The sequence below is a fragment of the Nonomuraea gerenzanensis genome, from assembly GCF_020215645.1.
Taxonomy (GTDB): domain Bacteria; phylum Actinomycetota; class Actinomycetes; order Streptosporangiales; family Streptosporangiaceae; genus Nonomuraea; species Nonomuraea gerenzanensis.
The window spans coordinates 4688242-4711249 of record NZ_CP084058.1 but is presented as its reverse complement, the minus strand read 5'-3'; the positions used below and the strand labels follow the sequence as shown (position 1 = coordinate 4711249).

20 protein-coding genes are annotated in these 23008 nt (G+C 72.9%); 9 read left to right on the top strand and 11 right to left on the bottom strand.

Annotated elements, in window-relative coordinates:
- Positions 1–74: 74 nt before the first annotated feature.
- Both LCN96_RS22190 and LCN96_RS22185 read left to right on the top strand, forming a co-directional pair.
- Positions 75–1295 (top strand): NAD(P)/FAD-dependent oxidoreductase, encoded by a 1221-nt coding sequence (locus LCN96_RS22190; protein WP_225274785.1) that lies wholly within the window; start codon positions 75–77, stop codon positions 1293–1295.
- Between the two features lie 91 nt (positions 1296–1386).
- Positions 1387–2079 carry a DUF3152 domain-containing protein gene (locus LCN96_RS22185; RefSeq protein WP_225274784.1) on the top strand — a complete coding sequence of 231 codons (693 nt, stop codon included), beginning with the start codon at positions 1387–1389 and terminating at the stop codon, positions 2077–2079.
- Between the two features lie 2 nt (positions 2080–2081).
- Here the strand turns inward: LCN96_RS22185 and LCN96_RS22180 are convergent, their stop codons facing one another.
- Positions 2082–2657 carry a TetR/AcrR family transcriptional regulator gene (locus tag LCN96_RS22180; RefSeq protein WP_225274783.1) on the bottom strand — a complete coding sequence of 192 codons (576 nt, stop codon included), beginning with the start codon at positions 2655–2657 and terminating at the stop codon, positions 2082–2084.
- A gap of 110 nt (positions 2658–2767) precedes the next feature.
- Between LCN96_RS22180 and LCN96_RS22175 the strand changes: the two genes are divergently transcribed.
- From LCN96_RS22175 to LCN96_RS22165, 3 genes are all read left to right on the top strand, one after another.
- Positions 2768–3556: an SDR family oxidoreductase gene (locus LCN96_RS22175; RefSeq protein WP_225274782.1), complete on the top strand. Its 789-nt coding sequence runs from the start codon at positions 2768–2770 to the stop codon at positions 3554–3556.
- A gap of 100 nt (positions 3557–3656) precedes the next feature.
- On the top strand, positions 3657–4778 hold the full coding sequence (locus tag LCN96_RS22170) for an MBL fold metallo-hydrolase (protein ID WP_225274781.1): 1122 nt from the start codon (positions 3657–3659) through the stop codon (positions 4776–4778).
- Between the two features lie 25 nt (positions 4779–4803).
- Entirely contained in the window at positions 4804–5730 is a 927-nt protein-coding gene (locus LCN96_RS22165; RefSeq protein ID WP_225274780.1) for a pirin family protein, read from the top strand.
- Between the two features lie 7 nt (positions 5731–5737).
- On the opposite strand, the gene LCN96_RS22160 is transcribed toward LCN96_RS22165, so the two are convergent.
- From LCN96_RS22160 to LCN96_RS22140, 5 genes are read right to left on the bottom strand one after another with little or no spacing between them, the layout of a single operon-like run.
- Positions 5738–6691 (bottom strand): ABC transporter permease, encoded by a 954-nt coding sequence (locus tag LCN96_RS22160; RefSeq protein WP_225274779.1) that lies wholly within the window; start codon positions 6689–6691, stop codon positions 5738–5740.
- The gene (locus LCN96_RS22155) at positions 6688–7659 is read right to left on the bottom strand and encodes an ABC transporter permease (protein ID WP_225274778.1); all 972 of its coding nucleotides are present in this window, start codon (positions 7657–7659) and stop codon (positions 6688–6690) included. The genes LCN96_RS22160 and LCN96_RS22155 overlap by 4 nt, the downstream gene beginning before the upstream one ends.
- Positions 7652–9169, bottom strand: coding sequence for a sugar ABC transporter ATP-binding protein (locus LCN96_RS22150; RefSeq protein ID WP_225274777.1), 1518 nt, complete (start codon positions 9167–9169; stop codon positions 7652–7654). The genes LCN96_RS22155 and LCN96_RS22150 overlap by 8 nt, the downstream gene beginning before the upstream one ends.
- Before the next feature lies 1 nt (position 9170).
- Positions 9171–10238 (bottom strand): ABC transporter substrate-binding protein, encoded by a 1068-nt coding sequence (locus LCN96_RS22145; protein WP_225274776.1) that lies wholly within the window; start codon positions 10236–10238, stop codon positions 9171–9173.
- A gap of 60 nt (positions 10239–10298) precedes the next feature.
- Positions 10299–12815, bottom strand: a complete 2517-nt coding sequence (locus LCN96_RS22140) for a PA14 domain-containing protein (RefSeq protein ID WP_225274775.1) — start codon at positions 12813–12815, stop codon at positions 10299–10301.
- A 266-nt stretch (positions 12816–13081) separates the two neighbouring features.
- On the opposite strand from LCN96_RS22140, the gene LCN96_RS22135 reads away from it, so the two are divergent.
- The 3 genes from LCN96_RS22135 (at position 13082) to LCN96_RS22120 (ending at position 16519) form a co-directional block, all read left to right on the top strand.
- Complete coding sequence (locus LCN96_RS22135; RefSeq protein ID WP_225274774.1) at positions 13082–13882, top strand: DeoR/GlpR family DNA-binding transcription regulator; 801 nt, start codon at positions 13082–13084, stop codon at positions 13880–13882.
- Between the two features lie 65 nt (positions 13883–13947).
- A complete protein-coding gene (locus tag LCN96_RS56610) occupies positions 13948–15462 on the top strand; it encodes a sugar ABC transporter ATP-binding protein (protein ID WP_263657503.1) in 1515 nt (504 codons plus the stop codon).
- Between the two features lie 82 nt (positions 15463–15544).
- Entirely contained in the window at positions 15545–16519 is a 975-nt protein-coding gene (locus LCN96_RS22120) for a glycosyltransferase (protein WP_225274773.1), read from the top strand.
- Here LCN96_RS22120 and LCN96_RS22115 read toward each other — a convergent pair.
- The gene (locus LCN96_RS22115) at positions 16469–16756 is read right to left on the bottom strand and encodes a CDGSH iron-sulfur domain-containing protein (RefSeq protein ID WP_225274772.1); all 288 of its coding nucleotides are present in this window, start codon (positions 16754–16756) and stop codon (positions 16469–16471) included. The two genes, LCN96_RS22120 and LCN96_RS22115, sit on opposite strands and share 51 nt — an antisense overlap.
- Positions 16757–16911: 155 nt before the next feature.
- Between LCN96_RS22115 and LCN96_RS22110 the strand changes: the two genes are divergently transcribed.
- Complete coding sequence (locus tag LCN96_RS22110) at positions 16912–17652, top strand: class I SAM-dependent DNA methyltransferase (RefSeq protein WP_225276029.1); 741 nt, start codon at positions 16912–16914, stop codon at positions 17650–17652.
- Positions 17653–17736: 84 nt separating this feature from the next.
- Here the strand turns inward: LCN96_RS22110 and LCN96_RS22105 are convergent, their stop codons facing one another.
- The 4 genes from LCN96_RS22105 to LCN96_RS22090 form a co-directional block, all read right to left on the bottom strand.
- Positions 17737–18813, bottom strand: a complete 1077-nt coding sequence (locus LCN96_RS22105) for an iron-containing redox enzyme family protein (RefSeq protein ID WP_225274771.1) — start codon at positions 18811–18813, stop codon at positions 17737–17739.
- 126 nt (positions 18814–18939) lie between these two features.
- Positions 18940–19980, bottom strand: a complete 1041-nt coding sequence (locus LCN96_RS22100; RefSeq protein ID WP_225274770.1) for a coiled-coil domain-containing protein — start codon at positions 19978–19980, stop codon at positions 18940–18942.
- A 92-nt stretch (positions 19981–20072) separates the two neighbouring features.
- Positions 20073–21746, bottom strand: coding sequence for a serine/threonine-protein kinase (locus LCN96_RS22095; RefSeq protein WP_225274769.1), 1674 nt, complete (start codon positions 21744–21746; stop codon positions 20073–20075).
- Positions 21747–21904: 158 nt separating this feature from the next.
- The gene (locus LCN96_RS22090; protein WP_225274768.1) at positions 21905–22963 is read right to left on the bottom strand and encodes an NAD(P)-binding domain-containing protein; all 1059 of its coding nucleotides are present in this window, start codon (positions 22961–22963) and stop codon (positions 21905–21907) included.
- Positions 22964–23008 lie beyond the last annotated feature (45 nt).

Genomic DNA, 23008 nt, shown 5'->3' with positions numbered 1-23008 from the left:
GACCCGGTATACCCCGTGGCAAGTGCCGGATCCGGTCGTCGGCCCAGCTCACCCCGGCTGCGATCATTGTGACCATGCGTGCAGTGGTGATCGGGAGCGGCATCGTGGGGGCCGGCGCGGCCTACCACCTGAGCCGCCGGGGCGCGTCGGTGACCGTGGTGGACGCCGGCTGCCAGGGCGGGGCGACCCAGGCGGGCGCGGGCATCGTGTGCCCGTGGGTGGACCATCCGGAGGACGACGACTGGTACCGCCTGACCCGCGAGGGCGCCCGCGCCTACCCGGCGCTGGTGGAGGAGCTGGGCGAGGACATCGGCTACGCCAAGGTGGGCGCCCTGCTGGTGGCCGAGGACCCGGTGGACCTGGAGCCGGTGCGCGCGCTGCTGCGCCGCCGCCACGCCGGCGCGCCCGAGATGGGCGACGTCGTGGACGTGGACACGCCGACCGAGCTGTTCCCGCCGCTGTCGGACGGCCTGAGCGCGCTGCTCGTGCCCGGCGCGGCCCGGGTCGACGGCTGCTCGGTGCGTGACGCGCTGCTGCGGGCCGCCGTGTCGCGCGGAGCGGAGGTCCGTACGGGCATCGCCGCGCTCGACGCGGACGGCCGGGTGCTGGTACACGAGGCGGGCACCGAGAACGGCACCCGCTGGCGCCCCGCGGTCGTGGCCACCGCCGCCGAGGAGGGCGGGCACACGTCGTGGCGTCAGGCCGCGCCGCTGAACGCCGCTCCCGCGCCCGTCGGGCCCGCGAGCCTGGAGGCGCTGCAGCCGGCCGGCGAGGGTGTCCCGGTGGAGGCGGACGTGGTGATCGTGGCCGCCGGCGCGTGGACCGGCGAGGTGTGCCGGCCGCTGGGGGTGGAGCTGCCGGTCTTCCCCCGGCGCGGCCAGATCCTGCACGCCACCATGGAGGGGGTGGACACCGCGTGGTGGCCGATCATCCTGCCCCGGATGGGGCCGTACCTGCTGGGGTTCCCCGACTCGCGGGTGGTGGTCGGGGCGACGGTCGAGGACGTGGGGTTCTCGCCGCGGATCACGATGGGCGGGCTGGACGAGGTGATCGAGGCGGGGCTGCGGGTGGCGCCGGGGCTGTTCAACGCGACGGTCACGGAGACCAGGGTGGGGCTGCGGCCGGTGTACGCGCCGGGCCGGGCGCTGATCGGGTCGCTCAGCGAGCGGGTCGTGGTGGCGACGGGGCTGAGCGCGTACGGGCTGACGGCGGGCCCGTTCACCGGTGAGATCGCGGCGGCGCTCGCGCTCGGTGAGACCCCTCCGATCGACATCACCCCGTACGCGCCCGCGTAAATCGGACTATAGGCACCCCGGCCCCTTAAGCAGGACAAGCGGCAACGTAGCATCGGATACCTCCCCACCGTGACGATGTGGGGAGGCCGTCTTGCCGCTGCTCGCGTTGCTCCTGCTGCTGCTCCTGGTGGCCGCCGGTTGCGCGTCCGCCCCGACCACGCCGCCCGCCCCGCCCGCCGCGCCGCCTCCGCCCCCTCCCCGGACCCTGCCACCGCCCAAGCCGCCGGCCCCGGCGAAAAAGCCGGTGCGGGTCCCGCATTCGGCTTCCGGCCGCTACGCGGTCGTGCGCGGGGGCGCGCCCGCCAGGCCGGGGCGCGGGCGGGTGCTGCGCTATCTCGTCGAGGTGGAGCGCGGCCTGCCGTTCGACCCGGCGGAGTTCGCCGCCGAGGTGCACCGCACGCTCAACGACGTGCGCGGCTGGGGACGTTTCCAGCGGGTGGACCACGGCCCCGTCCGGGTGCGGGTCGCGCTGTCGAGCCCGCGCCTGACCATCCGCCAGTGCCTGCCGCTGCGCACGGGCGGCGAGCTGTCCTGCTGGAACGGCCGCCGCTCGGTCATCAACGCGCTGCGCTGGGCCGAGGGGGTCCCGCAGTACGGCGGCGACCTGGCCGCCTACCGCCGCTACCTGATCAGCCACGAGGTCGGCCACGGCCTGGGGCACCACCACCGCCACTGCCCCGGCCCCGGGCGGCCGGCACCGGTCATGGTGCAGCAGTCGAAGTCGCTGGGCCGCTGCCGGCCGAACCCGTGGCCGTTCCCGCACCGCCGCCCGGACGGGCGCTGAGCTCAGGCCAGACCGGCACCCGTGCCGACCCCGCGCAGCAGCGTGTCCACCACGCGGGCGGCCAGGATCTCGGGGTCGCCGTCGCGCTCCTGGCACGCCTCGTGGCACAACGCGTAGTAGACCCGCCTGGCCCAGAGCGGGTCCACGTCGGCCCGCATCACGCCGGCCTCCTGAGCCCGCAGGAACAGCCGTTCGCAGCGCTCCTCCACATCGGCGTGCACCCTGGCCACCTCCGGGTCGTCCGACAGCGCCCGGCTCATCGCGAAACCCCAGTCGATCTTCACCCGCAGCACGTTCGCGGTCGCCTGGTAGAGCGCGACCAGCGGCGGCGCGGTGTCGGGCCGGGCGGCGTCGATGGCCTCGGCGAACCTCCTGGTGGCCCACGCCGTCATCGCGGCCACCAGCGCCTCGCGCGAGGCGAAGCGCCGGTGCACGGTCGTCCGCGCCACCCCGGCCGCCTCGGCGATCTGCTCCATGCTGGCCGCCGGGTTCCTGCTGAGGACGCGCTCGGCCGCCTCCAGGATCGTGCGCACGGTGCGCTCGGCGTCGGAGCGCAGTGCGCGCGTCGTCTCTGTCACATCCGACAGGGTACGGCATCGTCGCCTTTAACTTCGAACTTGCGTCATCGGTGTTGCAAGTTCTAGATTGAGCGCGTCAACACTGATGCGACTCACTCACAGGAGCACTCATGGACATGCAGCTGACCGGCAAGACCGCCGTGGTGACCGGCGCGAGCAGGGGCATCGGGCTCGCGATCGTGCGGGCGCTGATCGCCGAGGGCATGCGCGTCGTGGCCGCCTCGCGGACCGCCACCCCCGAGCTGAAGGAGACCGGGGCCGTCCTGGTGGCGTCCGACCTGTCCACCCCTGACGGGCCCGCCGCGCTGATCGACCGGGCCACGGCCGAGCTGGGCGAGCTCGACCTGCTGGTCAACAACGTGGGCGGCGGCGACTCCGGCACCGACCTGGTCGGCGGGTTCCTGACCGTGAGCGACGAGGTGTGGCGCGCGGTCCACGACCTGAACCTGCTCAGCGCCGTGCGCACCACCCGCGCCGCCCTGCCGAGCCTGCTGCGGCGGCGCGGCGCGGTGGTCACCATCTCCTCCAACAGCGCCCGGCTGCCCGGCGCGGGGCCGATCGCGTACTCGACGGCCAAGGCGGCGCTCACCGCGTTCGGCAAGGCCCTGGCCGAGGAGTTCGGCCCGCAGGGGCTGCGCGTCAACACCGTCTCCCCCGGCGCCGTGCGCACCGCGATGTGGGAGGCCCCTGATGGGTACGGCGCCGGGCTGGCGCGGGCCTTCGGGGTGGAGCACGAGCAGTTCCTGGCGGGGCTGCCGTCGGCCGTCGGGATGACGACCGGTAGGTTCGTCGAACCGGACGAGGTCGCCGCTCTGGTGACATGGCTGGCATCGCCGCATGCCGGGAGCGTCAGCGGCGCCGACTACGTCATCGACGGCGGGGCGATCAAGACGGTCTGACGTATCGCGATATATCGTACGTAGGGGAACACCGGGGAGTCCCGTCCGGTTGGAGCCGGACAGACGACATTCCAGACGACATTCCAGGGGAGAGTGGGCGATGGCAAGAATGCGGACGGCACGGCGGATCCTGGCGGGCGGCGCGGCCCTCGCCGCGGCCGGGTGGGCGTTGCGCGAGGTGCCCGCCGAGCTGGGCGTGCGGCCGCTGACCTCGGGGCCGGACCGCGCGGCGCGGATCAGGCGCTCGCCGCAGTTCAGGGACGGCTCGTTCGTGAACACGATGCCCGAGCAGACCACGCTCATGACCGCGCCGCCGGTCGGGCTGCTCGGCGAGCTGGCCAAGGACAGGGAGCAGCGCCATCCCGCCGGGCTCGTCCCGCTGCGCGTCCCGCCGACCGACGCGCCGCCCGCCGACGGGGTGCGTGCCGTCTGGTACGGCCACGCCTCCACCCTCGTCGAGATCGAGGGCAGGCGGGTGCTGTTCGACCCCGTGTGGAGCCGGCGCCCCTCCCCCTCCCAGCTCGTCGGCCCCAAGCGGCACCACCCCGTGCCGGTGGAGCTGCGCGAGCTGCCCGAGGTGGACGCGATCGCGATCTCGCACGACCACTACGACCACCTCGACCTGGCCACGGTGCGCTCGCTGACCCGCACGCAGAAGGCGCCGTTCCTGGTGCCGCTCGGCATCGGGGCGCACCTGGAGCGGTGGGGCGTGCCCGCGTTCCGGATCATCGAGCTGGACTGGGACGAGGAGGCCACGGTCGCGGGGCTGCGCTTCGTCGCCACGGCCGCCCGCCACTTCTCCGGCCGCTCCCTGACCCGCAACGACACGCTGTGGGGCTCCTGGGTCGTGGCGGGCCAGAACAGGCGGGTCTTCTACGCGGGCGACTCCGGCTACTTCGAGGGGTATCGCGGCATCGGTTCCGCCCACGGGCCGTTCGACCTGACGCTGATGCCGATCGGCGCCTACAGCCCGGCCTGGCCGGACGTGCACATGAACCCGGAGGAGGCCGTCAACGCCCACCTCGACCTGGGCGGGAAGCTGCTGCTGCCGGTGCACTGGGCCACGTTCACGCTCGCGCTGCACCCGTGGGCGGAGCCGGTGGAGCGGCTGTGGCGGGAGGCCAAGGCCCGCGACGTGAAGATCGCCGTGCCGCGTCCCGGCGAGGCCGTGGACGTCTCGGCCGCGCCGGCGGTCGAGGGCTGGTGGGAGATGCTGCACTGACGTATTCGGCGCGTACAGTTCTGCCGTGAGCAACCTGGAGCTTGACCCCCTGGAGATCCGGTGCGGCGCTGACGAAGGTGCCGACAACAGCGCCGGCCGCGAGGTGCTGGAAGGGCGCGACGTGCCGCTGGGCGGCCCGCGTGCGATGGCCGTGAGCAGGACGTTGCCGGGCGTGCACCGGCGCATGATCGGCGCCTGGTGCTTCGTCGACGCCTACGGCCCGCAGCGGGCCACCATGCGGGTGCCGCCGCATCCGCACACCGGGCTGCAGACGGTGAGCTGGCTGGTCGCGGGCGAGGTGCTGCACCGCGACAGCCTGGGCACGCTGCAGGAGATCCGCCCCGGCCAGCTCAACCTGATGACGGCCGGGCGGGGCATCTCGCACTCGGAGGAGTCGCCAGAGACGGTGCTGCACGGGGTGCAGCTCTGGGTGGCGCTGCCGGAGGGGGCCCGGCAGGTCGAGCCGGGCTTCGAGCACCATCCCACGCTGCCGGTGCTGGCGGGGCGCGGCTTCTCGGCGACCGTCGTCATGGGGACGCTCGGCGGGGTGACCTCGCCCGCCACCGCCCACACCCCGCTCGTCGGGGCGGAGGTGGCGGTCGACGGGGAGTGCGTGGTGCCGGTGGATCCGGCGTTCGAGCACGGGCTGCTGCTGCTCGACGGCGAGGTGGCGGAGCTGGCACGGGGGCCGCTGGTGTACCTGCCGCCGGGGCGGCCGGGGGTGCGGCTGTCGGGGCGCGGGCGGGTGCTGCTGATCGGCGGTGAGCCGTTCGGCGAGGAGATCGTCATGTGGTGGAACTTCGTCGGGCGCGACCACGACGAGATCGCCGCCTTCCGCAAGGAGTGGATGGGAGGCGAGGGGTTCGGCGTCGTCGAGGGGTTCGACGGGGCGCCGCTCCCCGCCCCCGTCCTGCCCGGCACGCGGCTCAAGCCGCGCGGCCGGGTGCGCTGAATCTCCGTCAGGTGAGCCGCTGGGCCTTGCTCAGCAGCCGCTGCGCCACCACCACCAGCGCCAGGAACACCCCGCTGACCACCTGCTGGAACGCCGAGGTGAGGCTGCCCACCTGGTTGATCAGGCTCTGGATGACCCCGAGCAGCAGCACCCCGGCGACCGACCCGGTGATGCCACCGGCCCCGCCGGTCAGCAGGGTGCCGCCGATCACGACGGCGGCGATGGCGTCGAGTTCGAGGCCGATGCCGAGGATGGTCACGCCGGAGGAGAGCCGGGCGGCGTTGAGGGCGCCGGCCAGGCCCGCCAGCAGGCCCGACATGACGTACACGAGCACCTTGGTACGCGCGACGGGCACGCCCATCAGGGCCGCCGCCTGCTCGTTGCCGCCGATGGCGTAGACGTTCTGCCCGAAACCGGTGCGTTGCAGCAGGACCATCGCGAGCAGCGCCAGAGCGCCGGTGATGTAGACGGGATGGGACAGGCCGAGCAGTTCGCCCTGGCCGAGAGCGGCGAAGGCCCGGTCCTTGACCAGATAGGTGGTGGCGCCCTCGTCCGAGATGGCCAGCATCAGGCCCCGGACGCCCAGCAGGCCGGCCAGGGTGACGATGAACGGCGCCATGCCGGTCCGGGCGATCACCAGCCCCTGGAGCAGGCCGACGACCCCGCAGACCGCCAGGGGCAGCAGCAGCGCCACGAGCATGCCGTACGGGGAGCCGTAGGCCGCCAGCACGCCGCCGAGCACGAACAGCGAGCCCACCGACAGGTCGATGCCGCCGCTGATGATCACGAACGTCATCCCGATCGCGATGATCGCCAGGAACGACGACGACACGACCACGCTGGCGGCGTTCGCCGGGGTGGCGAAGGATTCGAAGGCCAGGCTGCCCACGATCACCAGCAGCGCCAGTACCATGACGGCGCCGTGCTGCTGGAGCAGGCGGCTGGTCTGCTCGCGGTTCATCGGGTGCCCCGCTTCCTGGTGGCGTAGACGGCGGCCAGGATGATGACCGCCTGGACCATCTGGGTCCACGACTGCGGCAGGTTGTGCTTGATCAGCGTGGCCGCGAGGAGCTGCATGAGCAGCGCGCCCATGACCGTGCTGAGCACCCTGATCCGGCCGCCCGTCAGCGGGGTGCCGCCGACCACGACGGCGGTGATCGCCGACAGCTCGATGAACAGGCCGAGCGAGGTCGGGTCGCTGGCCTGCAGGCGGGCCGTGGCGAGCACTCCGGCCAGCGCCGCGAGCAGGCCGGAGAGCACGTACACGGTGAGCAGCACCCGCTTCACGGGCAGCCCCGACAGCTCGCTGGCCGAGCGGTTGCCGCCGATGGCGACCACCTGCCGCCCGAACGTGGTGCGCCGCACCACGAACAGCACGATCACGGTCAGCGCCGCCGCGATGAGCACGATGACCGGGATGCCGGCGACGGAGCTGCTGCCCAGGGCGATCAGGCCGGGGTTGCGGAACTCGACGAGCTGCGGCACCAGCACATTGGCCAGCCCGCGCACGCCGACCAGCAGCGCGAGTGTCGCCACGATGGGCTGCACCCCGACGTAGGCCACCAGCGCCCCGCCCGCGAGCCCGGCGACCGCGCCGCCGATCACGGCCACGACGACCGCGGGCAGCCAGCCGTAGCCGAGGTAGAGCACGGTCAGCGCGGCGGCCAGCGCCATCACCGAGCCGACCGACAGGTCGATGCCCTGGGTGCCGATGACCAGCGCCATGCCCAGCGAGACGATCACGACGGGGGTGACCTGGACGAGCTGGGTGCGGAAGTTGGCGGCGTCCAGGAAGTGCGGCGTGAACAGCACGTTGAACAGCAGCAGCGTCAGCACGGCCGCGTACACGCCGTAGTCCTGCACCCAGGCGAAGACCTGCGGTTTGAGCACGGCGATCCGGCCGCCCCGCCTGGACGTCAGCTCAGCCATCGGACTGCTCCGCGATCGTGGCCATGATCCTCTCCTCGGTCACCTCGTCGCCCGACAGCTCGCCCACGACCGCGCCCTCGCGCAGCACCAGGATCCGGTCGGCGCCCTCGACCAGCTCCTCCAGGTCGGAGGAGATCAGCAGCACGCCCAGGCCCTCCCCTGCCAGCTCGTCGATCAGCGCCTGCACCTCGGCCTTGGCGCCCACGTCGATGCCGCGGGTGGGCTCGTCCAGCAGCAGCACCTTGGGCCGCACGGCCAGCCAGCGGGCCAGCAGCACCTTCTGCTGGTTGCCGCCCGACAGCTCCGAGACGAGCTGGTGCGGCGAGGCGGCCTTGATCCTCAGCCTCCGCATGAAGATCTCGACCACCCGGTCGATCTTCGACTCGGACACCACCCCGGCCCTGCCGAGGGCGGGCAGGGCGGCCAGGGCGATGTTCTCGCGCACGGACAGGGTGGGGATGATGCCCTCGGCCTTGCGGTCCTCGGGCAGCAGGCTCACGCCCGCCCTGATCGCCGCCGTCGTCGAGCCGGCCCGCAGGGGGGCGCCCGCCACGAGCACCTGGCCGCCGTCCAGCGGCAGCGCGCCGACGATGGCCTTGGCGGTCTCGGTACGTCCCGCGCCCAGCAGGCCGCCCAGGCCGACGACCTCGCCCGGCCTGACGCTCACGTCCACGCCGTCGAGCACGTGCCGCCTGGTCAGCCCGCGCGCCTCGACGACCGGCGCCCGCCCGTTCGCGGCGGAGCCCCGGGAGAAGCTGGTCAGCCCCTGAGCACGCACCTCGTTCAGGTCACGGCCGAGCATCAGCGAGATCAGCTCGATCCGCTCCAGCGCCGCCAGCGGCCCGGTGTGCGCCAGGCGGCCGTCGCGCAGCACCGTCACCTGGTCGCACACCCGGTACAGCTCGTCGAGGCGATGGCTGACGTACATGACGGCGATGCCGCTGTCGCGCAGCCTCCTGATCACCCCGAACAGCGTCTCCACCTCGCGCGGTTCCAGCGACGAGGTGGGCTCGTCCATGATGACCACCCGCGCGTCCACCGACACGGCCCGCGCCAGGGCGACCATCTGCTGGGCGCCCACCCCGAGCGTGCGCAGCGGCCGGCGGACGTCGGTCTCGACGCCGTAGCCGGCCAGCACGCGCTCGGCCTCGCCGTACATGGCGGCGGCGTCGATCACCCCGAACCGGCCGCGCGGCTCGCGGCCGAGCAGCAGGTTGCGGGCCACCGACATCATGGGGACGAGGTTGACCTCCTGGTAGATGGTGGAGATGCCGGCGTGCTGCGCCTCCATCGGGGTGCCGAAGGCGGCGGGAGCGCCCCGGTAGCGCAGCTCGCCGCCGTCCGGCCGGTGGACGCCGGTGAAGACCTTGATCAGGGTGGACTTGCCCGCGCCGTTCTCGCCGACCAGCGCGTGCACCTCGCCCGGGTGCAGGGCGAGGGACACGTCGTCGAGGGCGAGCACGCCGGGGAAGCGCTTCCTGATCCCCCGAGCCTCGAGTACGGCTGCCAACTCAGTACGCCTCACCGAGGGAGTCCTCGGCGTTGGCCGTGGTGTAGTCCCGGTCGGAGATGATCACCTTTTCGGGGATGGCCTCGCCGTTCAGGAACTTCTGGGCGGTCTCGAAGGCGAGCGGGCCGAAGCGCGGGTTGGACTCGATGACCGCGTACAGCCAGCCGTCGGCGATGCCCTGCACGGCGCTGCGGGTGCCGTCGACCGAGACGATCTTGATGTCGCCCGGCTCCTTGCCCGCGCCTTTCAGCGCGGTGACCGCGCCCAGCGCCATCTCGTCGTTCTCGGCGTAGATGCCGTTGATGTCGGGGTTGGACTGGATGAGCTGCTCGGTGACCTGCTGCCCCTTCTCGCGGGCGAACTCGCCGGTCTGCTCGAACGAGATCGTGATCCCGGGTGCCTTCTCCTTGACCCGGTCCTTGAAGCCGTTCGTGCGCTCGGTGGTGACGTTGTTGCCGGGGGCGCCGAGCAGGATGGCCACCTTGCCCTCGGCGCCGAGCGCCTCGATCATGCGGTCGGCGGCGCGCTTGCCCTGCTCGTAGAAGTCCGAGCCGATGAACGTCAGGTAATCGCTGCACGCCTTGGCGTTGATCTTGCGGTCGACCGTGATGATGGGGATCTTCCTGGCCGCGGCCTGCTGGAGCACCGGCTCCCAGCCGTCGGAGTTCAGCGGCGCGATGACCAGGAGCCGCACGCCCTGCGCGATGAGCTGCTGCACGTCGGTGATCTGCTTGGAGAACTGCGACTGGGCGTTGGTGACCTTGAGGTCGGCGATGCCCAGCTTGGCGGCCTCGTCCTTGATCGACTTGGTCTCCGCGATGCGGAACGGGTTGGCCTCCTTCTCCGACTGGGAGAAGCCGACCGTGGCGGATCTGAGGTCGAACTTCGTGCCGCCGAACTGCTGCAGCGTGCACGTCGGCCCGGCCGTGCCGGTCGGGCTCTGGACGACCTGCTGCCCGGCGGTGCTCGTGGCGGCGGGCGCGGCCTGCGGCTCCTCCGCCTTGGCGCAGGCCGCCGCGGTGAGCAGGACGGCCAGCGCCAGGGCGGCCGTCCGGATGTGGGGGGTCATCGCGGTTCCTTTCCTATCAGGTGCCGGGCCCCGGCCACGAGGGCCGGGGCCCGGCGGTGATCAGCCGCAGGAGGGGTTGACGGCGCTCGTGAGCGCCTTGTGCGCGGCGGCGACGCGCTGGACGTCCGGCTTCATGACCGCCCTGTCGTAGGTCATGAGGCCGTTGATCTCGGTCTCGACGTCGGTGGTCTGCGTGTAGATGGCGGCGCTGAGCTGCTCGCAGGCGTGCAGCTTCGCCAGCTCTTCCGCCATGCTCACGTAGCGGGTGGTGAGGGCCTCCGGGTTCGGCTCGACCGCGTAGCCCCAGCCGCCGCCCGACCAGGTGTGGCCGACGACGGGCAGGGCCAGGCCGCCGTACTCGCCGATCACGTTCGCCCTGCTGCCGGACGGCTTGCCGGGGTTGCCGGGGCCCGGGTAGATGTGGAAGTCCTTGACGTCGCCGTTGCCGCCGTCCACGGCGCCGCAGCAGTTGATCCCGCTCATGTTGTTCACCAGCCGGGAGGGGTCCCAGCTCTTGACCAGGTTGGCGATGCGCGCCTGGTCGTACTGGCCCCAGCCCTCGTTGAACGGCACCCACATGATCACCGAAGGGCTGCTGCGGTGCTGGTCGACCAGCTCCTTCAGCTCGGCCTCGTACTGCGGCCTGTCGGTGGTCCTGAACGCGGCCGGCATGTCCTGCCAGACGAGCAGGCCGAGCTTGTCGGCGTGGTGGTACCAGCGGTCCGACTCGACCTTGACGTGCTTGCGCACCGCGTTGAAGCCCAGGGCCTTGGTCTGCTCCAGGTCGTAGCGCAGCGCCTCGTCGGTGGGCGGGGTGTAGATGCCGTCGGGCCAGAAGCCCTGGTCCAGCGGGCCGATCTGGAAGATCGGCTGCCCGTTGAGCAGCATCCGCCAGCCGGCCACGGAGATGGAGCGCATCCCGAAGTACGACTGCACCTTGTCGCCGTCGAGCCTGACCTCCAGGTCGTACAGGTGGGGGTCGTCGGGCGACCAGAGCCTGGGGTTCGGCACGGGCAGGCGCAACTCCTTGCCGCTCTGGCCGCGGACGGTGCCGACGACCCGGCGGCCGTCCCTGGCGATCACGGTGGCGGTGCCGGGCGCGCCGTGGACGGTCACGTACAGGGCCTGGCCGCGCAGGTCGGGCTCGGTGTCCACGCGCTCGATGTGGTTCCTGGGGACCGGCTCGATCCAGACGGTCTGCCAGATGCCGGACACCGAGGTGTACCAGATGCCGCTCGGGTCGAGCCGCTGCTTGCCGATGGCCTGGGCGCCGTCGTCGGTCGGGTCGAACACGCCGACGACCAGCTCCTGCGGGCCGGAGCCCTTGAGCGCGCCGGTGACGTCCACGCTGATCCGGTCGTAGCCGCCCTTGTGGGTGGCGACCTGCTTGCCGTTGACGTGGATCGTGGCGTCCCAGTCCACGGCGTCGAGGTGCAGCAGCAGCCGCTCGCCGCGCCAGGAGCGGGGCACCTCGAACGTCCTGCGGTACCACATGCGCTCCTCGTGCCGCCCGATGCCGGACAGCTGCGACTCCACCGGGTACGGCACGACGATCTTCTCGGCCAGGTCCTTGCCGATGGGCGCGGCCTCGCCCTCCTTGGCCGGGGCGAACTGCCAGACGCCGTTGAGGCTGCGCCAGCGTTCGCGGGCGAGCTGCGGCCTGGGGTACTCGGGCAGCGGGTTCTCCCGGTCCACCTGGTCGGTCCACTTGCTCTTGAGCACGTAGGTGGAGGCGTTGACCACGTGTGCGAACGGGTAGGCGGCCAGCGGGGTGCCGTCGGCGTAGGCGAGGCCGCCGTTGCCGTCGTAGGAGGTGCGCACGGTGCTGCCCGCCTTCGCCGGGACCTGGGCGCCCAGTTCGAGCTCCACGGTCTGCGGGGTCTTCTGCGTCGCGGCGGTGACGGGCCAGGCGGCGGCGCCGACCGTGACGGCCAGCTTCTCGTGCGCGTCGGCGGGCAGGGCGGCGAGCGGCTTTGCGAAGGTGAGCGTGGCGACGTCGCCGGCCGCGTTCAGCCTGGCGTCGTACGGCCCGTCCGGCTGGAAGTCCGCCGGGACGGTCAGCGCGTCCACGGGCACGATCGCCTTCGGCTGGCTCGGGCTCTGCCAGCGCAGGCGCAGGTTCGCGCCGCCGAAGTGCTCGAAGTACTCGACCTTGATGTCGTACTTCCTGTTCGCCTCAAGGGCGATCGGCGTGCCGGCCTGCTCCCTGTCCCAGTCGTCCACCCAGTGGTCGATGACCGGCCTCCCGTCGATCCACAGGCGGAAGCCGTTGTCGCCGATCATCGAGAAGGTGTAGGTCTCGGAGAACTTGGGGGTGATCTGTCCCGTCCACCGGACGGTGACGTCGTCCTCCCGGCCGGTCAGCAGCTTGAACGTGGGGTTCAGGTCGGCCATCTCGAGGTTCGGGTCGATGATGCTCGCCTTCAGCTCGGCGAAGTCGAACGTGCCCGCCGCCGAGGCGAGGTAGTAGTCGCCGCGCAGCCCGTTCCGCTCGGGAAGGGCTGCCGAGGCTGGTGCCGGAAGCTGCCATGACACGGACATCAGTACGGCCAGCAACAACGTGAGGCGCTTACGCACGGGGGGTCCTTTCGGAGGGCGCCGATCAGGTTCGGACAGCTTTTGACCCTGACAAGCTCCAAAGTAAGCACCCACGGAGCGAGGTGGTCAAGATTCCCGATCAGATTCGTTCTCATTCGGTCAAAGCCGAACCCGCCGAACGAACGGCAGGCGCCCTCGCCGCGAAGGCGGGCACCGAGACAGGCGGGTACGGCCGGCGCCGATCGCCTTCGCTCTCGATCGATCAGAGGTGAACCCGCAGGGGCCCGATCGACTATGATCGGGTCGTGAGCGACACGCAGAGTGACGGACGCAGGCCCGTGTTCGCCGCCGAGCGCCGGCAGCGCATCCTGGAGCTGGTGCGTGCCAACGGCGCCGTGTCGCTGCGCGAGCTGGCCCAGGCGGTGCACTCCTCCGAGGTCACCGTCCGCCGCGACCTGCGCGCGCTGGAGTCCGAGGGCCTGCTCAACCGCCACCACGGCGGCGCGACCCTGCCCGGCGAGCTGTCGCGCGAGGCCGGTTACGCGCACAAGGTGTCGCTGGAGGCGGCCGAGAAGGCCGCCATCGCCGACCTGGCGGGCGCGCTCGTCGAGGACGGCGACGCGATCGTCATCGGCCCCGGCACCACCACGCAGGAGTTCGCCCGCCGCCTGACCAAGCACGCCGAGCTGGCCGTGGTCACCAACTCACTGCTGGTCGCGCAGGTGCTGGCCGGCTCGCCGCGCATCGAGGTGATGCTGACCGGCGGCACGCTGCGCGGCCCGATCCTGGCGCTGGTGGGCAGCGCGGCCGAGCAGTCGCTGGCCGGGCTGCGCGTGCGCAGGGCCTTCATCTCGGGCAACGGCCTGAGCGCCGAGCGCGGCCTGTCCACCCCGAACATGCAGGTGGCCGGCGTCGACCGGGCGCTCGCGGCGGCGGCGGAGGAGGTCGTGGTGCTGGCCGACCACACCAAGGTCGGCGTCGACACGATGGTGCAGACCGTGCCGCCCGACCGCATCGACCACCTGGTCACCGACGACGCCGCGCCCCGCGACGTGCTCGACGACCTGAGCGCGCGCGGCGTGCGCCTGCATGTCGCCCAGTTCTGATCGAATGTGACAAGCTCGTTACTGGACCGTTTCCTTTCTCGATCACGATCGAGGCGGAGGCAACCGTGCTACAGGTCGCTGGCGTTCTCAAGGCGTTCCAGGGGGTCACCGCCCTCGACCACGTCACCATGTCCGTGCGCACCGGCGAGGTGCACGCCCTGGTCGGCGGCAACGGCGCGGGCAAGTCCACCCTGGTGAAGGTGCTGTCGGGGGTGCACCAGCCCGACGCGGGCGAGCTGCGCCTGCTGGGCGAGCCGGTCAGGTTCGCCGGGCCCGCCGACGCCAAGCGGGCCGGGATCGCCACCATCCACCAGGAGACGAACCTCGTCCCGACCATGAGCGTGGCCCGCAACCTGCTGCTCGGCAGGGAGCCGCGGGGCCGGCTCGGGCTGATCGACTCGGCGGCCGTGCACGCCCGCGCCGCGGAGCTGCTGGCCGCGTACGGGCTGGAGGTGGACGTGCGCCGCCCGCTCGGCTCGCTGGGCGAGGGCGCCTGCCAGATCGTGGCGCTGGCGCGGGCCGCCTCGGCGGACGCCCGCCTGGTCATCATGGACGAGCCCACCACCGCCCTCGACCACGCCGAGCTGGAGATCCTGTTCGCCGCCGTGGCCCGGCTGCGCGAGCAGGGCCGCTCGGTCGTCTACGTCACGCACCGCATGGAGGAGCTGTACGGCATCTGCGACCGCGTCACGGTGCTGCGCGAGGGCCGCGTCGTGCACACCGGCCCGATGGCCGGGCTCGACCGGCTGCGGCTGGTCTCGCTCATGCTCGGCCGGCCGTTCCATCCCGCCGCGCCCGCCCCGCAGGCCGGCGAGCCGGACGTGCCCGCCGACGCGCCGGTCCTGGAGGCCAGGGGGCTGACCCGCCACCACATGCTGGACGGGGTGTCGCTGGAGATGCGGGCCGGCGAGGTGGTCGGCCTGGGCGGGCTGCTCGGCGCGGGCCGCAGCGAGACCGCGCGGGCCATCGCGGGCGCGCTGCCGGTGGACGCCGGCCAGGTCAGGGTGGCGGGCGCGCCGGCGCGCAGGTGGTCAGGAGCGCCGATGCGCAAGTGGTCGGTCAGGAGCGCCGTACGCGCCGGGATCGGCCTGGTGCCGGAGAACAGGAGGACCGAGGGCATCGTGCCGGCCCTGTCGGTCCGCGACAACATCGCCCTGGCCGCGCTGCCCCGCCTGTCACGGGCGGGCATCGTGTCGGACACGCAGGTCGACAGCATCGTGGCCACCTTCATGCGGCGGCTGGGCATCAAGGCGGTCTCGCCCCGGCAGCCGGCCGGCGAGCTGTCGGGCGGCAACCAGCAGAAGGTGCTGCTGGCCCGCTGGCTGGCGATGCACCCCAAGGTGCTGCTGCTGGACGAGCCCACCAGGGGCGTGGACGTGGCGACCAAGCTGGAGATGCAGGCGCTGCTCGACGAGCTGGCCGTGGACGGCCTGGCCATCCTGCTGATCTCCTCGGACGTGGCCGAGCTGGTCGCGAACTGCGACAGCGTGGTGGTGCTCAGGGACGGCGCCATCACCGAGCAGCTCACCGGCCCCGAGGTCACCGAGGACCGCCTGCTGGCCGCCCTGGCCAAGGACTGACCTGCGTCGCGTTACTCCAGGCGCCTGAAAGGTAGTGTTCTGTCACCGATCGTGACGTCGAGACGGACACGGAGGCCGGGCGATGGACTACGTGCTGCCCTTGCGCTGGGAGGACGACCGCGGTCTCGGCGAGCTGACCGCCTACCTGCGTACGCTGAGCCGTCACGTGCGGATCATCGTCGTGGACGGCTCGCCCCGTGAGCTGTTCGAGCGGCACGCCGACGCCTGGCGCGGCCTGGCGGCGCACGTCAGGCCGGACACCGCTCTCCGCTTCGCCAACGGCAAGGTCAACGGGGTGATCACCGGCATGCGCCTGGCGACGGCCGAGCACGTCGTCATCGCCGACGACGACGTCCGCTACGACGGCCCCGCGCTCGCCAGGATGCGGGCCCTGCTCGATCGCGCCGACCTGGTCCGCCCGCAGAACCACTTCGCCCGCTCCCCCTGGCACGCCCGCTGGGACACCGCCAGGACCCTGCTCAACCGCGGTTTCGGCGCCGACTATCCCGGCACGTTCGGCGTGCGCCGCTCGTTCTTCCTGCGCATGGGCGGCTACGACGGGGACGTGCTGTTCGAGAACCTGGAGCTGATCCGCACCGTCCGCGCGCACGGCGGCCGGGAGCTGCGGCCGCTCGACCTGTACGTGCCGCGCCTGCCGCCCGACGCCGCCCGCTTCTGGAGCCAGCGCGTCCGCCAGGCCTACGACGACTTCGCCCAGCCCGCGCGGCTGGCGCTGTTCCTGGGCGTGCTGCCCGGGCTGGCGTGGTGCGTGCTGCGCCGCCGGTACGGTCCCGTGGCCGCCGGCGCGGGCGCGGCCGTGGCGCTGGCGGAGCTGGGCCGGCGCCGGGCGGGCGGCGGGCGGGTCTTCCCCCCGACGGCATCGTTGTTCGCGCCCGTCTGGGTCCTGGAGCGGGGCGTCTGCGGGTGGCTGGCCGTGGGGGCCGCGGTGTGCGGGGGCGTGCCGTACGCGGGGCGCAGGGTCCACCGGGCGGCTCACTCCGTCCGGTCACTGCGCCGGTCGGCTGACTCCGTGCGAGTCGTCGCGGGGGTCGGCTGACTCCGTGCGATCGTCGCGCTGGTCGGGCTCGCTGGTGGCGCGGAAGCCGGCGGCCTTGTGCGAGCCGTCGCAGAACGGCTTCGTCGACGACAGCCCGCAGCGGCACAGCGCGACGGTGGCCCGGCCCGCGGGGATGGACACGCCGTCCTGAGTCACCAGCTCGAACGGCCCCCGCACCAGCAGCGGTCCGTCCTCGCACGGCGTCACCGTCACCCTGTCATCCCCCAGCTGCGACATGCCCCTCCCCTGCCCCGCAGGCACGCCCGTTCACCTGCGCGGTTGGCCCGGGGGCGCGCCGGGTAACAGAAGTCCGTGCCCCCCGCGCCGTCAACGCGAGGAGCCGCCGTGCGCCGATCACCCAGCCCGCCACGCCAGCCGGGGGTTCGGCGGTGATGGCGCACGTCTTCGACCCGTCGGCCTACGGGCGCAGCATCGCCGACCTCTACGACGTGACGGTGGAGGGTCTGCCCACCGGCGCGACCGTGGAGCAGCTCCACCTGCTGGCGGGCGACGGGCCCGTGCTGGAGTTCGGCATCGGGACGGGGCGGCTGGCGCTGCCGCTGGCCGCGCGCGGGCTCCAGGTGTCCGGCATCGACGGCTCGCCCGACATGGTGGAGGTGCTGCGGTCCAAGCCGGGTGGTGCGGCGGTCCGGGTGGTCGTGGGCGACTTCGCCACCACCCGGGTGGACGGGGTGTTCAGCCTGGTGGCGCTCACCACCAACACGATCTTCGCGCTGCCCTCGCAGGACGCTCAGGTGAGCTGCTTCCGCAACGCCGCCGCTCATCTGCGGCCCGGGGGGAGGTTCGTGGTGGAGGCGTGGGTGCCTGATCCTGCGGCCTTCCACCGGGGTGCCTCGCTGCGGCTGCTGTCGCTGAGCGAGGACGTGGTCGTCGCGGAGGCGGCCCGGATCTCGCCCGCCGAGCAGCTCATGGCCACCACCAAGGTGCGGCTCACCGGGGAGGGGATCCGGCTGCTGCCCGCCAACCATCGTTATGCGTGGCCCGCGGAGCTGGATCTGATGGCGCGGCTCGCGGGGATGGAGCGCGAGCACCGGTGGGCGGACTGGCACCGCACCCCGTTCGGGGACGACAGCCGCTCGCACGTCTCCGTGTACCGCCTTCCACCGGACTGAAGCGCCCGCGCCGGCTGTCCGCGCCGGCCGTCCGCGCCGGCCGTCCGCGCGGCGAGCCACCGCAGTGGGAGCGACCGTGATCGGCTACCGGCCGGTGCGGGCGGAGGCGGGCCGGCCGAGGGTGGCCGCCAACCGGGCTGAGGCCGCGTCGGCGTCCGCGTCGAGCGGCTCGACCAGCGACGTGTCACCCCGCTCCCAGCGCCCCAGCACGTGCCCCGCCCACCGCCGCTCCACCTCCAGCGCACAGGCGGCACCGTACAGAACATCTCCAGCCAGAGCGGGATGAGCAGCCGCGAACCCCCCACACAGATCATGCGCGGCCACCTGCTCATGCACCGCATCGGCCTGCACATGCTCGTCGTAGAACAGCACAGCCTCGCCCCCACCACCCAGCCGCCGCAGCCCATCACCATAACGACGGTTGGGCAGGGACGAGGTCATCTCCAGCGCGGCCAGGTGCCCCACCAGGGCGCCGCGCAGCCGCCGGTGCAGGCCGAACAACGACATGACGTTGGAGACGGCGAGCGTGACACCCGGAACCCGCCCCAGGTAAGCACCGTAGGAGTCGTCCAGACCGAGCCCCCGCAGGGTCGCGCGGAACAGCTCGGAGTGCATGCGCTCGCAGCGCCCGCCACCGTACTCGTCGGCCTGGATCTCCACCAGCGCGGCCTTCGGCCCGCCCGCCAGCCGGGGGATGCCCCACGTGTGCGGGTCGGCCTCCTTCAGGTGGTAGATCGACCGGTGGACGACGAACTCCCGGAACTGGCGGCGGTCGGCCCGCCGTGCCAGGAACCCGGACAACGACGGCCCGTCATCGCCCGCGACCAGCTCGTTGAGCGCGCGCCGCACCCCTCGCGGCCCGCCGGGCAGCGCGGGGCGTGGCACGGCCCTGGCCAGCGCCTCCTCGAAGCGCCGCTCCAGCTCCGCCCGCGTGGCCAGCAGCGCCGGTTGCCACTCCCAGCGGTCGTCCACGTCGTCGAAGCCCTGGTAGTGCAGCTCGTAACAGGCGAACAGGGCGAGCTGGAAGTCGCCGTCGGTTAGCACGTCCCCGCCGCCGTCCGCGCATGAGGAGCCCTGGCGGTCCTCCCCCGAGGACGGCGGGCGGGTCAGGCGGTCGAAGAGTGTCGCGGTGATGGGCCCGCGCGCCGCAGGAAGCCTCACCGCGGCCCTCCGCCCGCCGCCGTCTCCCCCACCTGGCCGGCCCTTCCGGCAGCAGCCGTTCTCAAGAGTGACCCCCCTCCCCCGCCCCCTGCGAGTGCCCTCGTCCGGAGGCGGCAAACCCGCAGGTCAGTACACCGAGATGTGGGGGTGGTCGTAGTGGTTGGCCGTCGTGCCGCCACGGTCGGTCATGGTGCGCCACGCGCCCGTCCTGACGTGCCAGATGCGCTGCTTGTAGATCACGTACATGATCCCCAGCCGCTTGGCGTTCTTGATCGCCCACGCGGCGATCTGATCGCCGCGTGCCTGCTCCGCCGCCGACGGGAACGCGCCGCCCCGGCTCAGCATGAAGTCGCAGGCCCGCCCGAGCGGATGCTCGCCGCCGTCCTGGATCTCGCGGTAACACCCGATTCCGAACGGCACCTCGAACCGCTCCTGGATGAGCTTCTTGACCAGCGCCATCCGGGGCGTGATGTTGTCGGATCCCTGCGGCAGCTGCGGCACCCAGGTGCCGTCGGGCCGCCGGATCCCCGGAGCCGTGTAGAGCAGGTCGATCCTGTCCTTGATCTTCTCGATCTGCTTCTCGGCCTTCTTCTTGCGCTCCTCCAGGTCGCCGAGCGTCCGCTCCAGCTCCTCGGTACGGGCGGCGGCCTCCTCCTCGGCCCGGCCCCTGGCGTCCCTGACCTCGGCGTAGCCGCGCAGCATGGCCTCCTGCTGGTCGATCAGGTGCTGGGTGAGCGCCATCCGGCCGAGCACGGTGGAGGGGTCCTCGTCCCCGGCGAGCAGGGCCATCGCGCCGGGCTCGCCACCGATGTAGCGGGCCACGGCCATGGCGCGCAGCTCGGTGGAGTGGTGGTCGTAGACCTCCTGGGCGGCGGCCAGCTTCTCCTTGGCCGCCCGCTCGGACTTCTCGGCCTGCTGGTGGGCGATGCGGCTGTTGTAGTACTCGGTGATGAGCTTGTCGGAGTCCTTCTGCAGCGTCGCCAGCTCCTTCTTGAGCTGCTTGACGCTCGGCTTGGGCTCGGCCCGCGCGGGGGCGGCGGCGAGCAGGAGCGCCGCGGCGAGCACGACGGCGATCACGGCGGCGATCACGGCGGCGCAGCCGCGCCGGGTCGCGCGGGCGGCGGCCCGGGCAGGGTGCAACCGGCCGGCGGAGGACGCAACCGCCACGCTTCTCCTTAGCCCGAGCCGCAGGGCAGGTTCCGGTCATGAGGAAATCACGCCGGGGGAACGCCCTCTATTCGACGCACGATAGTAGAGGATCAGCCCTCCTTGTGCGCAACTTCCGCCATATCCGCTTCGCGGCGCTTGCGTACCTTGCGGACCACGAGCTGCCGGCCGAGCAGCACCGATCCCGGGACCACGATCAGGCCCAGCAGGCTGGAGCCGAGCCCCAGGCCGACGTCGGCGTCCACCAGCCCGTCACCGTCGCCGCCGAGCACCGGCAGGCCGAGCGACACGCTGACCGAGATCGAGATGAGCGGGTCGTGCGCCTTGGTGGGGGCGGGCTCGGGATCGGGCGCGCGGGTGGGCGGGGCCTGGGTGGTGGCGGGCGGGTTCTCGCCGTTGCCCGGCGGGTCGTCGGGCGGGTCGTCGGGCCGCGAGGTGGCGGGCGGGCGGGTGCTCGGCGCGGGCGCGCCGGTCCGGGTGGGCTGTCCCGTCGGCTGCGCCGTCGGCTCGCGGGTGGGTGCGCGGCTGGGCTCGCGGGTGGCCGGGGCGTCGGTGGGCCCCTCGGTGGCCGCGGACGGGACGGTCGGCGCCGCTCCGTACGTGATCGGGGGCGTCACCACGAACGGCCCGCCCGACGTGGGAACGGGCCCGGTGGGGGACGGCGAGGAGGGTAAGGGCTCCTCCGGCGTCGGGGAGCCGGGCGGTGCCGTGGTGGGCGGGGCGGACGCGGCGGGTGGCAGCGCCGTGCCGCTCTCCGGCCCCGGCCCGCCGCCCAGGATCACGAACGCCGACACCACCGCCGCCGCGGTCGCCGTCACCAGCCCGCCGGTCACCGCCAGCTTGCCGACGGGCGAGAGCGCGTTGTGGAACATGCTCGTGGCGCCGCCCCCGTCGGTGGCCGCCTGCGGCCTGGGCAGCAGGGCTGCCAGCGGCAGGGTCAGGATGCCGAGCCCGGTCCGTCCGCGCAGCTCCCAGTCCTCCCCGTACGCGGCCCGCGCGGCCTGCTCCAGCTCCTCCAGGAACGCCTGCGCCGACTCGGGCCGCCGCGCGGGGTTCTTGGCCAGGCCGTGCTCGACCAGCGGGCGCAGCGGCTCCTCGACGTCGTCCATCGGGGGCGGCACATGCTGGTGCTGGTAGGCCAGGGCGGCCACGTTCTCGGCGTGGAAGGCGCGGTGGCCGGTCAGGCACTCGTAGAAGACCAGGGCGGCGGCGTACACGTCGGTCTGCGGCCCGGCGGGGGCGTCGTCCCACTGCTCGGGCGCCATGTAGGAGGGGGTGCCCGACAGCTCGGCGGTCTCGCCGACGTGGGCGGCCACGCCGAAGTCGACGAGCTTGCTGTCGCCGTCCTGGGTGATCAGGACGTTCTCGGGCTTGAAGTCGCGGTGCACGACGCCGTGCCGGTGCGCCTCCGCCAGGCCGAGCAGCGCGCCCTTCAGCACCGCGAGCGCGGCCTCGCCGCCGGTCGCGCCCTCGTGCTCCAGCAGCCGCCGCAGCGTGACGCCCTCCACCAGCTCCATGACGATGACGGCGTCGTCGGCGGTCTCCACGTAGTCGAGCACGCGGGCGGTGTGCGGGCTGTCGATCTCCTGGATGACCAGGGCCTCGGCGCGGAGCCTGGAGATGAAGGAGGAGTCCTCGCGTAAGGGCTCGGATAAGTGCTTGATCGCTACGGCCAGCCCGTCGGATTCGCGCACGGCGAGCATCACCCGGCCGGTCCCGCCGTGGCCGAGTTCCCGGATCTCCGTGTAACCGGGAACCTCCATCATGGACCTCCTGACCGGATAAAGATCCTAATGTCAGGACGCTATCCCGGCGTCACCGCACGTGTCGAGCCCCTCCGCAAGAGTAACCGCGCTGCCGCCGCAATCGGTATTTTTACTATTCCCGATAGTAGGTTTCCGGCCCCCGGAAACCGCCCTGCCCGTCAGGCGGCGACGCGGCCGGACAGCAGCGCGCGCACGTTGCGGGCGGCCGTGCGGCCGGCCCGGTTGGCGCCGATCGTGCTGGCCGACGGACCGTAGCCGACGAGCTGCAGCCGGGGCTCCCTGACGACCTGGGTGCCGTCGACCCGGATGCCGCCGCCCGGCTCGCGCAGGCGCAGCGGGGCGAGGTGGTCCAGGGCCGCGCGGAAGCCGGTGGCCCAGACGATGGTGTCGGCGGCCAGGTGGGTGCCGTCGACCCACAGCACCCCGTCCGCCACGATGCGCCCGAACATGGGCAGCCGGTTCAGCACGCCCTTGGCCATCGCCTCGCGGACGACCGCGCTGTAGGTCAGGCCGGTGACGCTGACGACGCTCTGGGGCGGCAGGCCCGCGCGCACCCGGGACTCCACCCGCGCCACGGCCTCGCGCCTGGCGTCCAGGCCGAAATCGTCGTCCCTGAAGACGGGCGGCCTGCGGGTGACCCAGGCGGTGGCGGCCGCCACGCCCGCCAGCTCGGACAGCACGTGCAGCGCCGAGGCGCCACCGCCCACCACGACCACGCCGCGCCCGGCGAACTCCCCGGGCCCCCGGTAGGCGGCGTAGTGCAGCTGCCGCCCGGCGAAGTGCGCGGCGCCCGGGTAGTACGGCCAGTAGGGCCTGGTCCAGGTGCCGGTGGCGTTGATCACGGCCCCGGCCGTCCACTCCCCCGCGTCCGTCTCGATCGCCAGGCGGCCAGCCGTGCCCTCCCGGACAGCCGTGACCCTGACAGGGCGGACGACGCGCAGGCCGGTCCCGCTCTCGTAGGCGGCGTAGTACGCGGGCACCACCTCGGCGGCGGGCCGCCCGCCGTCGCCGCCGGCCTCCTGCTGGGGCAGGCCCGGCAGGTCGAAGACGCCGTGCACCTTCTCCATGGTGAGCGTGGGCGAGCGGTGCCGCCAGGCTCCGCCGGCGCCCTGGCCGGCGTCCAGCACGACCGGCTCGATGCCGTACCGGCGCAGGAAGTAGGCGCTCGACAGGCCCGCCTGCCCGGCGCCGATGACCACGGCCTCGCTCTGCTCCACGACAGGCTGCAACCGTGATCGGCCTTCGCGTCTTCCCGGCCTGTC

What these genes read in the sequence shown, in the direction of transcription:
- LCN96_RS22190 (WP_225274785.1), top strand. Translation starts at nt 75, where the DNA reads ATGCGTGCAGTGGTGATCGGGAGCGGCATCGTGGGGGCCGGCGCGGCC.
- LCN96_RS22175 (WP_225274782.1), top strand. Translation starts at nt 2,768, where the DNA reads ATGGACATGCAGCTGACCGGCAAGACCGCCGTGGTGACCGGCGCGAGC.
- LCN96_RS22170 (WP_225274781.1), top strand. Translation starts at nt 3,657, where the DNA reads ATGGCAAGAATGCGGACGGCACGGCGGATCCTGGCGGGCGGCGCGGCC.
- LCN96_RS22160 (WP_225274779.1), bottom strand. Translation starts at nt 6,691, where the DNA reads ATGAACCGCGAGCAGACCAGCCGCCTGCTCCAGCAGCACGGCGCCGTC.
- LCN96_RS22155 (WP_225274778.1), bottom strand. Translation starts at nt 7,659, where the DNA reads ATGGCTGAGCTGACGTCCAGGCGGGGCGGCCGGATCGCCGTGCTCAAA.
- LCN96_RS22145 (WP_225274776.1), bottom strand. Translation starts at nt 10,238, where the DNA reads ATGACCCCCCACATCCGGACGGCCGCCCTGGCGCTGGCCGTCCTGCTC.
- LCN96_RS22120 (WP_225274773.1), top strand. Translation starts at nt 15,545, where the DNA reads ATGGACTACGTGCTGCCCTTGCGCTGGGAGGACGACCGCGGTCTCGGC.
- LCN96_RS22115 (WP_225274772.1), bottom strand. Translation starts at nt 16,756, where the DNA reads ATGTCGCAGCTGGGGGATGACAGGGTGACGGTGACGCCGTGCGAGGAC.
- LCN96_RS22110 (WP_225276029.1), top strand. Translation starts at nt 16,912, where the DNA reads ATGGCGCACGTCTTCGACCCGTCGGCCTACGGGCGCAGCATCGCCGAC.
- LCN96_RS22095 (WP_225274769.1), bottom strand. Translation starts at nt 21,746, where the DNA reads ATGATGGAGGTTCCCGGTTACACGGAGATCCGGGAACTCGGCCACGGC.